Raw genomic sequence first — 14,113 nt, forward strand, 5'->3', positions numbered from 1 at the left:
CTCGGCGCCGGCCGGTTCCCTGTTCGCCGCGGTCGGTTCGCGGTGGTGGGGGGCGGCGGGAAAAGCGTATCCGGCCTCCGTCCCGGACGTATCCGGTCTCCATCCCGGGGGAAAGGGCGATCGCCCTTGTCGTCGGCTTGTGAACGTATTTCTCTTACACAGGGCCCGATAGCCGTACGGTACTGGGAACCGTCCTCAACAAAGCGGGATCAAAGGGAGAAACGATGAATGCGCAGAAGACCGCTGCGAAGCGGCCGCTGGTGAAGTGGTTCGCGCTCGCGGTCGCCGCCGTGGTGGTGCTCGGTCTCATGCTCACCGGATGCTCCCGGGTCAGCACCCAGCCCGACGAGATGGTCCTGCACTACGCGGGCGGTACCTTCGAGGCCATCAAGTTCGAAAGGTGCATCAACCCCTCCAGCGGCGCCACGCTGCTCGGCCCCGGCGACACGGCCTACTCCTACCCGTTCGGCCAGCGCACCTTCGACTTCTCCGGCGGAGAGGGCGCCGAGTCCAAGCCGCTGTCCGTCGTCTCCAAGGACAACGTCGAGATGACGGTCTCCGGGGTGGCGACGTTCACGCTGAACACCGACTGCAAGACGCTGCAGCGCTTCCACGAGAAGATCGGACTGAAGTACCACGCGTACTACGAGGACGGCGTGTCCGAGGGATGGCGGCGGATGCTCAACATCTACATGCGGGTGCCGCTGGACCGGGCGATGGACGCCGCGTCGCAGGAGTTCGAGTGGCGCGGGCTGTTCAACGACCCCAAGGTCAAGCAGGACTGGGAGGCGCGAGTCGGCGTGCTGGCCCGGCAGTTCATCCAGGAGACGGCCGGAGCCGACTACTTCTGCAACCAGAACTACATCGGCACCGGCGAGTGCGCCGACATCTCCCTGACGATCCAGAAGCCCGAGCCGCCGGACTCCCTGGTGAACGCCCTCGCCGCGGAGCAGGCCGCCAAGGCCGAGAACGTCGCCCAGACCCAGCGCAACGCCAAGGTCCGCACCGAGCTGGAGTCCATCAAGGACCTCGCCAAGGTCCTCGGCCCGCAGGGGGCCGTGCTCTGGCAGGCCATCCAGAACGGCCAGGTCTCGGTCGTGCCGGTGCCCCAGGGCAGCAACCTCAACATCACCCCGCCGGGCCGCTAGCGTCCTGAGCCGCCCCCGTCCCCGCCCCGTCCACGGCTGACCGGCGACGCCTCGACCCGGGTGCGCGTCGCCGGCCCCGGACGAGGGCCTCGCGCCGTCCGAACGCGGACCGCCCTTCAGGGCGGCTCCACTCCGGGCGGCTTCGATGACGTGCCGTCTCGATCGACCGGCACAATGAGAGGCATGTCCCGACGCAGTTCACGGCCCCAGGGCCGCCCCGCCCCCGCGACCCCGTGCCCGTGCGGGCTCCCCGCGTCCTATCGCGACTGCTGCGGACGGTTTCACCGTGGAGACTCCGCCGCGCCCACCGCCGAGCTGCTCATGCGTTCACGCTTCAGCGCCTTCAGCGTCGGCGACGACGACTACCTTCTGCGCACCTGGCACCCGGCGACGCGTCCGCCGCACGTCGATCTCGACAGAACGCTGCGGTGGGTGCGCCTGGAGGTTCTGGAGACCACCGGCGGAAGCGCCTTCCACACCGAGGGCACCGTCCGGTTCCGCGCCCACTACGTCGAAGGCGGGCGCGCGGGGCAGATGGACGAACACAGCCGCTTCGCCCGGCACGAAGGCGGTTGGGTGTACGTGGGAGCGCTGTAGAACGCGCGTTTCGCGGTGCCCGCCGCCCCTCCCGCGGGGAAGTCCCGCCGCGTGCGGCCGGCCCGCGTGCCCGTCAGACGTCGCCGCCGCCCCTGCTGGGGCCCAGCTCGGTGCCGAAGTCGCGCGCGATCCTGCGCATGTCGGCGGCGAGGTCCTCCCGGTCGAGCGCGTCGATCCGCTCGGCCGGCCCGGACACCGACATGGCCGCGACCATCCTTGCCCCGTCGTGCACCCCCACGGCCAGGCAGTGCACGCCGAGCTCCTCCTCGCCCAGGTCCATGGCGTAACCCCGATCCCGCACCCGCTTCAGCTCGGCGAGCATGGTGGGCAGGTCGGTGATCGTGTTCGCGGTCCGCCGGGGCATGCCGGTCCGCCCGATCAGCGAGGCCACGTCGGCGTCCGCCCGCCCGGCCATCAAGACCTTGCCCACCGCCGTGCTGTGCGGCAGCACCCGTCTGCCGACCTCGGCGAACATCCGCAGCCGCCGGGGCGAGGGCACCTGGGCGACGTAGACGATGAAGTCGCCCTCCAGCACCGCCAGGTTGGCCGTCTCGCCGGACAGCTCCACCATCCTGGTCAGGTACGGCTGCGCCCAGGCGCCGACCATGTGCTCGGCCACTCCGCCGAGCCGTACCAGCGCGCCGCCCAGCGCGTAGCGGCGGTCGGACTCCTGGCGTACGTAACCCCGGGCGAGCAGCGTGCGCAGTAGCCGGTGGATCGTCCCGTACGGCAGGCCGGTCATGGCCGCGATCTCCGAGAGCCCGGCCTCCCCGCCCTGCTCGGCCAGCGCCTCCAGCACGTCCAGCGCCCGCTCGACCGACTGCACCCCGCTCATACGACCCTCTCGCCTGGCGGCTCGGGGTTCGCATTCGCGAACACCCTGTGCCTTCTGATTCGCTCGCTCACGGCACCCCCGCCAGCCCGCGCAGGGAGGCGTCCAGGACCTGGGCGAGGTGCGCGACGGGGATCGCCTCGGCGCCCCGGCGACGGATGGCCGCGGTGATCTGCATGGTGCAGCCCGGGTTGGCCGACACCAGCAGGTCGGCGCCGGTGGCCAGCACCCGCTCCGCCTTGCGGTCGCCCAGCTCGCGGGCGGCCTCGGGCTGGAGGAGGTTGTAGGTTCCCGCGGAACCGCAGCAGATGGCTGATTCGGAGATCTCTCTCAACTCCAGATCGGGGATGGCGGTGAGCAGGTGACGCGGCTGGGATCGTATCCCCTGCGCGTGGGCCAGGTGGCAGGCGTCATGGTAGGCCACCGTGAGCGGCAGCGGATGCCGCTCGGCCGCCGGGCCGAGCTCGGCGAGATATTCGGACAGGTCGACGGTCCGGATCGCCCGCGCCCTGTCCGCCCACTCGCCTTCGAGGACCTCGGCGTACTGTTTCATGGTCGATCCGCACCCCGCCGCGTTGACCACCACCGTGTCCACGCCCGCCCGCTCGAACGTGGCGATCGTCCGCCTGGCGAACCGCTCCGCCTGCCTGTCGAAACCGGAGTGCAGCGACAGCGCCCCGCAGCAGCCCTGCGAGGGCGGGATCACCACCTCGCATCCCTCCATGGCGAGCACCCGGGCCGTGGCAGCGTTGACCTGAGGGAAGAACTCGCCCTGCACGCACCCGGTGAGCATCCCGACCGTGGCCCGGTGCCCGCCCCTCGCCTCGACCCTGCCGGGCAGCCGCACCCTCGCCTCGACCGGGGGAGCGAGGTCGGCCATCGCCGCCAGGGACGGGTTGATCCGCTCCAGCCTCGGCGCGATCCTCCGCCGCAGCCCCGCGCTGAGCCGCAGCGGCAGCCGCATCGCCCGCAGCCGCCGGGGATAGGGGAAGAGCTGGAAGATCAGGGCCCGCAACGCCCGGTCGTCCGGCTCCCTGACGTGCTTCCGCTCCACCTCGGCCCGGGTCTGCTCGATCAGCCGGTCGTAGCGCACCCCGGAGGGACAGGCCGTCACGCACGCCATGCACCCCAGGCACGCGTCGAAGTGCCCGACCATCTCCGGCGTCAGGGGCGTGCCCTCGACGTGCTGTTTCATCAGGTGGATCCGCCCTCGCGGGGAGTCCATCTCCTCGCCCCACAGGACGTACGTCGGGCACGTGGGCAGGCAGAAGCCGCAGTGCACGCAGTCGCCGATCAGCTCCGGGTCCATTCAGATCCCTCCCGCGAACCGGCCGGGCGACATCCGCCTGCCCGGGTCGAACCGCTCCTTGACCCGCCGCATCAGCGGCAGCGCGCCCACCGGGCCCCAGCGGTCGACCCGGCGCGCGAGCTCCGGCGGCGCGGCGAGCACGGTCAGCCTGCCGCCGAGACGTCCGAGGTCGTCGCGCACGCCCGACACGAACTCCGCGAACGCCGGTTCGCCGATGTCCGGGGGCAGCGCGATCTGCAGGACCGCCGTCGCCGCCGAGCCGCGCACGTGCGCGGGCAGTCCCCGGGCGGCGACCGCCCGCAGCGCGTCGCCCATGCCGGAGGGCGCGATCCGAAGCTCCAGCAGCACCTCGTCGCCGGGCGGCGTCCCCCACCAGCCGGGCGGCCCGGCGGTGATCCGCGCCGTCGCGCCCCCGCCCATCAGGGCCTGTACGGTCTGCGCCCGCGCGCCGGCCGCCGTCCCCTCGACGAGGACGGCCACGACGGGCCCGTCTCCGGGACCGAGGCCGTCTCCGAGGCCGTCCCCGGGGGCGGGCCAGTCCACCTCGATCGCGCTCGGCTCGGACTGGGCGGCCGCCAGCCCGGTGACGAGCGAATCCAGGCCGGGCGGAAAGCCGGAGCCCCCGGCGAGCGGCAGCGCACCGGCGCCCGCGGTCTCGGCGGCCCGGGCCGGGGGAATGGATGGCCGCGCGGTGATCCAGCGGCGGTCCTGCGGGATCGGATGGAGACGGAAGGTGGCCTCGGTGATCACGCCGAGCGTGCCGTAGGAGCCGGTGAACAGCTTGCCCAGGTCGTAGCCCGCGACGTTCTTGACGACCCTGCCGCCGGAACGGGCGGTCGTGCCGTCGGCCAGCACGACCGTGATGCCGATCAGCAGGTCGCGAGTCGTGCCGTACCGGAGCCTGCGGGGGCCGGCGACGGCGGTGGCGAGCACGCCGCCGACCGTGGCGCCCTCGAACGCGACGTCCAGGGGCAGCTCCTGGCCCGCGGCGGCGAGGGTCTCGGCCAGCGCGCTCACGGTCACGCCCGCCTGGGCGCGGACGACCAGGTCGCCGGCGGCGTGCTCCAGCACCTGGTTCAGGCAACAGGTGTCGATCAGCAGGTCGCAGCGCTCGGGCGGATTGCCCCAGTGCAGCTTGGTGCCGCCGCCGACCGGGATCGCGGCGAGGTCGTGCGCGGCCGACAGGCGCATCAGCGCGGCGACCTCCCCGGTCGTCTCGGGCAGCGCCACCCAGCGGGGCATGACCCCGGCCACGGCGTCGTCGGGTCCCGCCTCCCGGATCGTGACCCCTGTGCCGTGCAGGGCGTCCGCCAGGACCGCTTCGCCGGCGTCGTGCAGCGCGCCCATCAGAACTGCTCCGCCAGTCCCGCCTCGACCAGCGGGTGCACGCCCTTGCGGACCCCCGGAACCTCGCCGCACAGGCGCGGGGTCGGGAAGACCTTGCCCGGGTTCGACAGGCCGTGAGGGTCGAAGGCGCAGCGGACCAGCTGCATGGTGTCGAGATCGTCGTCAGAGAACATTTTCGTCATATATCTGGACTTGTCTACGCCCACACCGTGTTCCCCGGTGATGGACCCGCCGTGCTCGATGCACAGGTCGAGGATCCTTCCCGAGACCAGCGCTGCCCGTTCGCCCGCGCCGGCCTCCGCGTCGTCGAACAGCACCAGCGGATGCAGGTTGCCGTCCCCGGCGTGGAAGACGTTGGCCACCCGGATGCCGTACTCCTGGGACAGCCGCTCGATGCTCGCCAGCACCTGGGGCAGCGCGGTCCTGGGGACGACCCCGTCCTGCACGATGTAGGCGGGGCTGATCCGGCCCACCGCGGCGAAGGCCGACTTGCGCCCCTTCCAGATCGCCACGCGCTCGGCCGGATCGGCCGCGGTCCGCAGCTCGAACGCCCCGTTCTCCCGGCAGATCCGGGTCACCTCGTCGAACTGGCGCGTGACCTCCGCGGCCGGACCGTCCAGCTCGACGATGAGCACGGCCCCGGCGCCCTCGGGATAGGCGCAGGCCACGGCCGCCTCGGCCGCCTCGATCGCCAGGGCGTCCATCATCTCGATCGCGGCGGGCACGATGCCGCCACCGATGATCGCCGACACCGCCCGGCCGCCCCGCTCGATGTCGTCGAACGCCGCGAGCAGGGTCGTCACGGCCTCCGGCGCCCGCATCAGCCGTACCGTGACCTTGGTGGCGATGCCGAGGGTGCCCTCCGAGCCGACGAAGGCGCCCATCAGGTCGTATCCGGGATCGACGTCCGACAGCTCGACGATGTCGCCGTCGGGGGTGACGATCTCCAGGGCGAGCACGTGGTTGACCGTGAACCCGTACTTCAGGCAGTGCGCGCCACCCGAGTTCTCCGCGACGTTGCCGCCGATCGAGCAGACCTGCTGGCTGGAGGGGTCGGGCGCGTAGTAGTAACCCTGGTCGCGCACCGCCTCGGTGATCGCCAGATTGGTGACCCCCGGTTCCACCACGGCGCGCCGGTCCGCCACGTCGACGGACAGGATCCGCCGCATCCTCGAGGTGACGATCAGCACCCCGTCGGTCCGCGGCAGCGCCCCGCCGGACAGCCCGGTCCCCGCGCCCCTGGCCACGAACGGCACGCCGTGGTCGTTGCAGGCCCGCACCACGGCCGCGATCTGCTCGGCGCTCTGCGGCAGCACGACGACGCCGGGCGTGGCCCGGTGGTGGGTCAGGCCGTCGCACTCGTAGGTGCGCAGCCGTACCGGATCGGTGATCACCGCCCCGGGGCCGAGCACCTCCTGGAACCGCCGGGCCAGCTCGTCGAGAGTCTTCGTTCCCATCGTTGGTTCCTCCTCCCGCGCGCGCGGGAGCTTGGCCGCGCCCTCGTTCTCCTGATCAGTCGGCTGATCGAGAACAACATCCCTCTATGTCGCATTCTCGCTCAGTATCGGGACGATGGCGCCTGACGATCGTCCCGCTTCCGGACGGAGCGCGGCGTGGGACGGCGCCGTCCCGCGCTCCCTCGGCTCAGGGCATGCGCGCGTAGGCGGGCAGGGTGAGGAACTCCGCGAAGTCGTCGTCGAGGGCGACCTCCTTGAACAGGGCGGTGGCCTGCGCGTAGAGGGTCTCGTCGTAGCCGGGCTCGGCCTTGATCCTGGCGAGCTCCTCGTCGATGATCCTCTCGACGAGATCCTTGGTGACCACGGTCCCGGTGTCGGCGAGCTCGATGCCGTTGTGGATCCACTGCCAGATCTGGGAGCGGGAGATCTCGGCGGTGGCGGCGTCCTCCATCAGGTTGTGGATCGCCACCGCGCCCAGGCCGCCCATCCAGGCGGCGAGATAACGCAACGCCACGTCCACGTTGTTGCGCAGGCCCGCCTCGGTGATGTCGCCCGGCGTCTTGGAGACCGACAGCAGGTCGGCGGCGGAGACGGAGACGTCCTCGCGCAGGCGGTCGAGCTGGTTCGGCCGGTCACCGAGAACGCCGTCGAAGACGTCGCGGCAGATCGGCACCAGATCGGGGTGGGCCACCCAGGAGCCGTCGAAGCCGTCACCGGACTCGCGGGTCTTGTCGGCGGTGACCTTCTCCAGAGCGACCTTGTTGACCTCGGGGTCGCGGCGGGAGGGGATGAAGGCCGCCATGCCGCCGATGGCGTGGGCGCCGCGCTTGTGGCAGGTGCGGACCAGGAGCTCGGTGTAGGCGCGCATGAACGGGGCGGTCATCGTCACAGCGTTGCGCTCGGGCAGCAGGAACTCCCTACCCCGGGTGCGGAACTTCTTGATCACGCTGAACAGGTAGTCCCAGCGGCCGGCGTTGAGGCCGGCGGAGTGCTCCCGCAGCTCGTAGAGGATCTCCTCCATCTCGAACGCGGCGGGGTAGGTCTCGATCAGGACGGTCGCGCGGATCGTGCCCCGCGGGACGCCGAGCAGGTCCTGGGCCCGGACGAAGACGTCGTTCCAGAGGCGGGCCTCCAGGTGCGACTCCATCTTCGGCAGATAGAAGTAGGGGCCCTTGCCCTTGGCGATCTGCCGCTGCGCGCAGTGGAAGAAGTAGAGGCCGAAGTCGACGAGCGAGGCGGAGAACGGAGCTCCGCCGAGGGTGAGGTGCTTCTCCTCCAGGTGCCAGCCGCGCGGGCGCACCACGATGGTGGCGAGCTCCTCGTCGGGCTTGAGCGTGTAGCTCTTCTCCCCGGCAGAGAAGTCGATGGTCCGATCCAGCGCGGCCCGCAGGTTGAGCTGGCCGCCGATGGTGTTTTCCCAGGTGGGAGCGTTGGCGTCCTCGAAGTCGGCCAACCAGACCTTGGCCCCGGAGTTCAGCGCGTTGATCGTCATCTTCCGGTCCACCGGGCCGGTGATCTCCACCCGGCGGTCGACGAGGCCGGGCGCGGGCGGGGCGACCCGCCAGTCGGACTCGCGCACGTGCCGGGTCTCGGGCAGGAAGTCGAGGGTGCCGCCGGCCGACAGCTCGGCCTGGCGTGCCCGGCGGGCCTCCAGCAGCTCAAGGCGCCGGGTGCCGAACTCGCGCTGGAGGGCGGCCACGAAGGCCAGCGCCTCCGGCGTGAGGATCTCGTCGAACCGGTTCTGCGAGGGGCCGGTTATCTCAACGCCGTCCATGAGCTTCCTTTCCACATAATGGAAAAATGCTTCTGAATTGTGGAATCGACGCTACTGGATGGCCATTGCCCGGTCAAAGAGCAGGGTCGCCCTGAGGGGCTACTCAGGGAACTTCCCGATGGAGCGTCGAGCCACGCTCGGCCACAGTTGAGTCAGCTCCCTCCTCGGAGGGAGCGGCGAACCGGTCGTACGGGGGAGGCGGATGGCCTTCCGGAAGTCGAGGATTGGGCTCATGAAGAAGAACATGATCGTCGCGGGGATGCTTCTGGGCTCGGCGCTCGTGCTGTCCGCCTGCCGGATCGACCTCGACCTCGGTGAGCAGGCGCAGGAAGTCGCCTCCTACGACGTCACCGGCGATCTGAAGGTTCTGGACGTCCACACCGGTTCCGGGGACATCGTGGTCAACGGATCCGACAGGACCGGCGCCCGGGTGACCGAGACACTGCACTGGCGGGGAGAGGCGGGCGACAAACCCGTGACCGAGCACTCCGTGAACGGAGGCACGCTCACGCTGCGCCACAGGTGCCCCGTCCAGAGCTGCTCGGTCGACTACAAGATCGAGATCTCCAAGGGGCTCTCCGCCAAGCTGGACACCGGCTCGGGCACGCTCACGATGCGCGCGCTGACCGGCGAGGTGAAGGCCAAAACCGGCTCCGGCAGAGTCGAGGCCGCCATCCTGGGCACCGGGCGGTTCGTCGCCGAGACCGGCTCCGGCGACATCGAGGCGAAGTTCGCCGCCACGCCGGACCACGTCGAGGTCCGGACCGGCTCGGGCGACGCCACGGTACGGCTGCCGCAGGGCGCCTACGACGTGACCGCCGAGACCGGTTCCGGCGTCAAGACCGTCCAGGTCACCGACGATCCCTCCGCGTCCAGAAGCGTCCGTGTGCGGACCGGCTCCGGCGACGCCAGGGTCCTGCACCCCTGAGAGGGCCCGCGTTCTTTCCGCCCGAAACGCCCGATAACCAGATGAGACGCGGGCGTTCCCGTGGCACCATCGGAGGGAAGAGACCCGAGGGGTTCGAGCGTTCTACTCTGCAGAGAGGACGCATATGAACCACGCACCTGAATGGAGCAACGACATAGACACTCGTGAGCCGCTGGACATTGACCAGTTCGACGACCTGCCCGAGATCGGTGAGATGGACCTGGCCGAGCGCCAGGCGCTACGCCGGGTCGTTGGGCTCTCCACGGAGCTTGAGGACGTCACCGAGGTCGAATACCGCCAGCTGCGACTTGAGCGGGTCGTTCTGGTGGGCGTCTGGACCTCGGGCACGGCGATCGACGCCGAGAATTCACTCCTCGAACTGAAGCTCCTCGCCGAGACCGCGGGCTCGGAGGTGCTGGAAGGTTTGATCCAGCGCCGCCAGAAGCCCGACACGGCGACCTACATCGGTTCGGGCAAGGCCCAGGAGCTCGCCGACATCGTCTCCGCCACCGGCGCCGACACCGTCGTGTGCGACGGCGAGCTGAGCCCCGGCCAGCTGCGCCAGCTCGAAGAGGTCGTCAAGGTCAAGGTCATCGATCGGACCATGCTGATCCTCGACATCTTCGCCCAGCACGCCAAGAGCCGCGAGGGCAAGGCGCAGGTGGAGCTCGCCCAGCTCAACTACCTGCTGCCGCGCCTGCGTGGCTGGGGTGGAAACCTGTCCCGGCAGGTGGGCGGACGCGCCGCGGGCGGCGTCGGCATGGGCGGCCGTGGCCCCGGTGAGACCAAGATCGAGTTGGACCGTCGCCGGATCCGCGAGCGGATGGCCAAGCTACGCCGCCAGATCGTCGAGATGACCACCTCGCGCGAGACCAAGCGGGCACGGCGCCTGGAGCGCGAGGTCCCGGCCGTGGCCATCGCCGGCTACACCAACGCGGGCAAGTCGTCGCTGCTGAACCGGCTGACCGGCGCCGGCGTGCTGGTCGAGGACGCCCTGTTCGCCACCCTGGACCCGACCGTCCGCAAGGCGCACACGCCCGACGGCCGGCTGTTCACCCTGGCCGACACCGTCGGATTCGTCCGGCACCTGCCGCACCAGCTCGTCGAGGCCTTCCGCTCCACGCTGGAGGAGGTCGGCGACGCCGACCTGATCCTGCACGTGGTCGACGGCTCGCACCCCGACCCGGAGTCACAGCTCGCCGCCGTGCGAGAGGTGTTCGCCGACATCGAGGGCGCCCGGGACATCCCGGAGATCGTGGTCATCAACAAGGCCGACGTCGCCGACCCGGTGGTGCTGGCCCAGCTGACCGCGCGCGAGAAGCACACCGTCGTGGTCTCGGCCCGCACCGGCGCCGGGATCGACGAGCTGCTGGCCGTCATCGAGCGCGAGCTGCCCCGCTTCGACCAGGAGGTCAGGCTGCTCGTGCCGTACCAGCGCGGTGACCTGATCTCCCGGGCCCACCAGGAGGGCGAGGTCCTCGGCGTCGAGCACACCGAGGACGGCACGATCCTGCACGCCAGGGTCCTGCCCGGCCTCTTCGCCGAACTGGAGAAGACCGCCAAGCCGGTCGAGACCGTCTGACGGTCCGCCGGCGAGCCACGCCCCGTCGTACCGCGCCCCTCACCGGGAGGGCGGTACGGCGGGGCGTCGCCATGTGCGGGGCACGGCCAGGCGTCGCCGAGGTGAGTGGCGGCCGAATGGCGGCGCTCACGCCGGCCATCGCCGCGGGCCGGGAGCGAGCCGGCGGCCGAGCCTGGAACCGATGGCCTGGTTGATGTACCGGATGACGTGTCCGAGCCGCACGGTCGACACGGTGACGGACTCGCAGATCAACATCTGACGGGACCGGTGATGCACGCGATAGCCGGTGATCGGCATCTCCGGCGGGCTGACGCGGCCCGTCTTCTCCTATGGGGTGGCGGTGTGCTCGCTCACGAGCGGCGATCAGGTCGCCCGTACCCACACGCTTGCGGTGCCGGCTTGCATCTCAGCTATTCAGTGTTGCTACATACCAGTAGTCAGTGTTACTGTGTACCAGTAGTAAGCATTACTGAATAGCTGAAGGAGGTGTTCCATGGGCAAGCAGGTGACGGAGATGCTCAAGGGAACGCTGGAGAGCATCCTCCTGGCGCCCCTGTCCGGCCGGCCCGTCTACGGCTACGAGATCACGGCGTGGCTGCGGGATCAGGGCTTCTCCGACATCGCCGAGGGCACCGTCTACGCGCTGCTGGTCAGGATCGAGCGGCGCGGCTTCGTCGACGTGGAGAAGGCCCCGTCCGACAAGGGGCCGCCTACTCCCTCAACGCGCAGGGACGGGAGCATCTCGACGAGTTCTGGAGGACCTGGAGCTTCCTCGCCGAACGGCTCGAAAAGCTTCGCGAAGGAGGTGAGTAGACATGGCGACAGGGCCGAATGAGCCGAAGGGGCGCTACCGGCAGTATCTGGACACGGTCCCGGGCCGATCGAGGACAAGCGGCGCTACCGGCAGTACAAGGCGCGCACGGAGCAGCTTCCCGAGAACTGTCGCACGACGGTCGAAGCGCTGGAGCGGTACCTGATCCACTTCGGGCCGGGGGACGGCGCGGTTTCGATGTACGAGGACCTTGCCGATCTGTTCGAACAGAGCGCGGCGAACGGAACCCCGATCCGCGAGATCTTCGGAGAGGACCCGGTGGAGTTCGTCGAGGCGTTCGTGCAGAACTACCCGGTGGGGCAGTGGAGAACCCGGGAGCGGAACCGACTCACCAGCGCCATCGAGCGCGCCGCCGGCGAAGACACCGGAAAAGAAGACAGGACCGTCTGATGACGACACAGCACGCCATGGCGATCCAGAAGTCGTACAAAACTCCTAACACGATCAGGTGGGACACATGACGAAGAACAGCACTTCGACGAGGTGGACCGGCATGTTGCCGGTTGACGACACGGCCCTGGCCGTCACCGACACCGGCGGCACCGGTATCCCTGTGCTCTACCTCAATGGCCACACCGCCACCCAGGGGTACTGGCGGCGCGTCATCGCCGAACTGGGGACGGGGTGGCGGCACATCACCTACGACATGCGGGCTCGCGGCAAGTCGGGACGCTCGGCGGACTATTCGTTCGAGACGAACGTGCGGGATATCGACGCCGTTCTGGCGGCCAGGGGGGTGGACCGGGCGGTGGTGGTGGGCTGGTCCTACGGAGCGTTCGCCGCGGCGTACTGGGCCAGCCGGAACCCCGACCGTACCGTGGGCGCGGTCATGGTCGAGGGCGCGCAGCCGTACGACTGGCTCGACGATGCCATGGAGGTGCGGCTTCGGAAGCTGTTTCGGCGGTTGAGCCCGTTGTTGCTGCTGCTGCGCCCGACGGGCCTGACCTCGCGGATGTCCGCCGCGCAGATCGCGGAGAGCAACATCGAGATCGGCCGGATCGCCAGCGTGCGCGCGCTGGCCCCCGTGCTGGACGACATCACCGTCCCGGCCCGGTATGTGGTCGCGTCGGGGAGGTCCTTCGGCAGCAAGGATGACGAGCAGGAACGCATCCGCGCCAGTCTCGCCAAGGTGTGCGAACGCAACCCCAACATCAAAATCCACGCGAAGGTCCCCAGCAACCACGGTTCCATCCTGAAGAAGGACTTCCGCGCCATCGCAGAGGCCGTACGCGAAGTCGCCGCCGTCGACCGCGGGCGGCGCTGAAGACCAGCGGGCTGACGATCAGCCTGGCAGCGGTCTTCGCCGCTGTCACGGTGAAGACCGAACAGGCGCTACCACCGGCACGGCCTGGTCGACGAACCGGCCCGCGACGCCTCCGGCTACCGCCGGCCCGCCTCGGCCGACCTGCTGCGGCTGGTCCAGGTCCGGACCCTGGTCACCGCCGGCCGCGATCGGGACCCTGCTCGACGCCGCAGTGCTGAATTTCCTGACCAGCCTCCGACCCCGCACCGACGCCGTGACCCGGTACGGCTGATCAACCACCAGCGCGAAGATCAGGCACCGGCCTGGGCCCGGCTGAGCGCGCTCGTCGAGGCCGAACTCCGCTCCGTGGGCGTATCCCGTCCCACACCCATGGCGGCGGTCCGACCCGACCTGAGCCATCGAGATACCCCGGGCACCAACAGGCCGGCATTCCACCATCCGTCCGTTCAACCGCACTTCGTTACCGATTCAAAGGAGCACACCACCATGTCCTTCACCCTTACCGACCAGGACCAGCTCACCCTGCGCACCGCCGCCTACGGCGCCGTCTCGCTGCTGGCCGCCGCCGATGCCACCGGCAAGCCCCACCGGGTCGCCGCCGACGGCTCCATCGCCCTGGGCTCCGGGACCGGCCTGGTCGGGCACGTGCTCGCCACGTATCCCAAGGGCATGAACCTGAGCGGCAAGTCCGTAGCCGAACTCGCCGACCTCGTGCTGCCGGCCCTGACGGCGGCCATGAGCCTGCTCAAGAAGCAGGCTCCGGCCGAGGCCGACAACTTCCGCAGCACCGTCGTCGTCGCCGTCGAAGCAGCCGCCCGGACCCACCGGGGCCAGCCCAGCCCCACCCTGGCCGACATGATCCGCAAGATCACCATAGCCCTCGGCGCCGCTTGATGGGACGTCGACCAGCGCAGCCACCGCTTGTCAGGCAGAGCGCGAACCAGGCCACACCGAGCAGACGAGCAGGGAAGCCGGCCAGACCACACCGAGCTCACCCCGACCGAACAGCTTGACAGAAGGACACCTACCGAGCACCGCGACCC

Annotated in this window: 13 protein-coding genes; 8 read left to right on the forward strand and 5 right to left on the reverse strand. The window is 70.2% G+C overall.

Annotated features, from left to right (window positions below):
- Positions 1-224 precede the first annotated feature (224 nt).
- Both ACQPYK_RS12105 and ACQPYK_RS12110 read left to right on the forward strand, forming a co-directional pair.
- The gene (locus ACQPYK_RS12105; protein WP_433254205.1) at positions 225-1,148 is read left to right on the forward strand and encodes an SPFH domain-containing protein; all 924 of its coding nucleotides are present in this window, start codon (positions 225-227) and stop codon (positions 1,146-1,148) included.
- A 183-nt stretch (positions 1,149-1,331) separates the two neighbouring features.
- Entirely contained in the window at positions 1,332-1,745 is a 414-nt protein-coding gene (locus ACQPYK_RS12110; protein ID WP_433254207.1) for a YchJ family protein, read from the forward strand.
- A 73-nt stretch (positions 1,746-1,818) separates the two neighbouring features.
- On the opposite strand, the gene ACQPYK_RS12115 is transcribed toward ACQPYK_RS12110, so the two are convergent.
- From ACQPYK_RS12115 to aceB, 5 genes are all read right to left on the reverse strand, one after another.
- The gene (locus tag ACQPYK_RS12115; protein ID WP_433254209.1) at positions 1,819-2,580 is read right to left on the reverse strand and encodes an IclR family transcriptional regulator; all 762 of its coding nucleotides are present in this window, start codon (positions 2,578-2,580) and stop codon (positions 1,819-1,821) included.
- Between the two features lie 67 nt (positions 2,581-2,647).
- A complete protein-coding gene (locus tag ACQPYK_RS12120; protein ID WP_433254211.1) occupies positions 2,648-3,886 on the reverse strand; it encodes a (Fe-S)-binding protein in 1,239 nt (412 codons plus the stop codon).
- Complete coding sequence (locus ACQPYK_RS12125; RefSeq protein WP_433254213.1) at positions 3,887-5,233, reverse strand: FAD-binding oxidoreductase; 1,347 nt, start codon at positions 5,231-5,233, stop codon at positions 3,887-3,889.
- Positions 5,233-6,690, reverse strand: a complete 1,458-nt coding sequence (locus ACQPYK_RS12130) for an FAD-linked oxidase C-terminal domain-containing protein (protein ID WP_433254215.1) — start codon at positions 6,688-6,690, stop codon at positions 5,233-5,235. Before ACQPYK_RS12130 ends, ACQPYK_RS12125 begins: the two co-directional genes overlap by 1 nt.
- Before the next feature lie 187 nt (positions 6,691-6,877).
- Positions 6,878-8,464, reverse strand: a complete 1,587-nt coding sequence (aceB, locus tag ACQPYK_RS12135; protein WP_433254217.1) for a malate synthase A — start codon at positions 8,462-8,464, stop codon at positions 6,878-6,880.
- A gap of 232 nt (positions 8,465-8,696) precedes the next feature.
- Between aceB and ACQPYK_RS12140 the strand changes: the two genes are divergently transcribed.
- From ACQPYK_RS12140 to ACQPYK_RS12165, 6 genes are all read left to right on the forward strand, one after another.
- On the forward strand, positions 8,697-9,392 hold the full coding sequence (locus ACQPYK_RS12140) for a DUF4097 family beta strand repeat-containing protein (RefSeq protein ID WP_433254219.1): 696 nt from the start codon (positions 8,697-8,699) through the stop codon (positions 9,390-9,392).
- Positions 9,393-9,516: 124 nt separating this feature from the next.
- Positions 9,517-10,974: a GTPase HflX gene (gene hflX, locus ACQPYK_RS12145; protein WP_433254221.1), complete on the forward strand. Its 1,458-nt coding sequence runs from the start codon at positions 9,517-9,519 to the stop codon at positions 10,972-10,974.
- A gap of 493 nt (positions 10,975-11,467) precedes the next feature.
- Positions 11,468-11,809, forward strand: coding sequence for a PadR family transcriptional regulator (locus ACQPYK_RS12150; protein ID WP_433254223.1), 342 nt, complete (start codon positions 11,468-11,470; stop codon positions 11,807-11,809).
- A gap of 45 nt (positions 11,810-11,854) precedes the next feature.
- The gene (locus tag ACQPYK_RS12155) at positions 11,855-12,196 is read left to right on the forward strand and encodes a DUF1048 domain-containing protein (RefSeq protein WP_433258770.1); all 342 of its coding nucleotides are present in this window, start codon (positions 11,855-11,857) and stop codon (positions 12,194-12,196) included.
- A gap of 103 nt (positions 12,197-12,299) precedes the next feature.
- A complete protein-coding gene (locus ACQPYK_RS12160; protein WP_433254225.1) occupies positions 12,300-13,070 on the forward strand; it encodes an alpha/beta fold hydrolase in 771 nt (256 codons plus the stop codon).
- Between the two features lie 486 nt (positions 13,071-13,556).
- Entirely contained in the window at positions 13,557-13,964 is a 408-nt protein-coding gene (locus ACQPYK_RS12165) for a hypothetical protein (RefSeq protein ID WP_433254227.1), read from the forward strand.
- Positions 13,965-14,113 lie beyond the last annotated feature (149 nt).

Origin of the sequence: Streptosporangium sp. CA-135522 (assembly GCF_050949235.1) — a bacterium.
Taxonomy (GTDB): Bacteria; Actinomycetota; Actinomycetes; order Streptosporangiales; family Streptosporangiaceae; genus Streptosporangium.

What these genes read in the sequence shown, in the direction of transcription:
- ACQPYK_RS12105 (WP_433254205.1), top strand. Translation starts at nt 225, where the DNA reads ATGAATGCGCAGAAGACCGCTGCGAAGCGGCCGCTGGTGAAGTGGTTC.
- ACQPYK_RS12110 (WP_433254207.1), top strand. Translation starts at nt 1,332, where the DNA reads ATGTCCCGACGCAGTTCACGGCCCCAGGGCCGCCCCGCCCCCGCGACC.
- ACQPYK_RS12115 (WP_433254209.1), bottom strand. Translation starts at nt 2,580, where the DNA reads ATGAGCGGGGTGCAGTCGGTCGAGCGGGCGCTGGACGTGCTGGAGGCG.
- ACQPYK_RS12120 (WP_433254211.1), bottom strand. Translation starts at nt 3,886, where the DNA reads ATGGACCCGGAGCTGATCGGCGACTGCGTGCACTGCGGCTTCTGCCTG.
- ACQPYK_RS12125 (WP_433254213.1), bottom strand. Translation starts at nt 5,233, where the DNA reads ATGGGCGCGCTGCACGACGCCGGCGAAGCGGTCCTGGCGGACGCCCTG.
- ACQPYK_RS12130 (WP_433254215.1), bottom strand. Translation starts at nt 6,690, where the DNA reads ATGGGAACGAAGACTCTCGACGAGCTGGCCCGGCGGTTCCAGGAGGTG.
- aceB (WP_433254217.1), bottom strand. Translation starts at nt 8,464, where the DNA reads ATGGACGGCGTTGAGATAACCGGCCCCTCGCAGAACCGGTTCGACGAG.
- ACQPYK_RS12140 (WP_433254219.1), top strand. Translation starts at nt 8,697, where the DNA reads ATGAAGAAGAACATGATCGTCGCGGGGATGCTTCTGGGCTCGGCGCTC.
- hflX (WP_433254221.1), top strand. Translation starts at nt 9,517, where the DNA reads ATGAACCACGCACCTGAATGGAGCAACGACATAGACACTCGTGAGCCG.
- ACQPYK_RS12150 (WP_433254223.1), top strand. Translation starts at nt 11,468, where the DNA reads ATGGGCAAGCAGGTGACGGAGATGCTCAAGGGAACGCTGGAGAGCATC.
- ACQPYK_RS12160 (WP_433254225.1), top strand. Translation starts at nt 12,300, where the DNA reads ATGTTGCCGGTTGACGACACGGCCCTGGCCGTCACCGACACCGGCGGC.
- ACQPYK_RS12165 (WP_433254227.1), top strand. Translation starts at nt 13,557, where the DNA reads ATGTCCTTCACCCTTACCGACCAGGACCAGCTCACCCTGCGCACCGCC.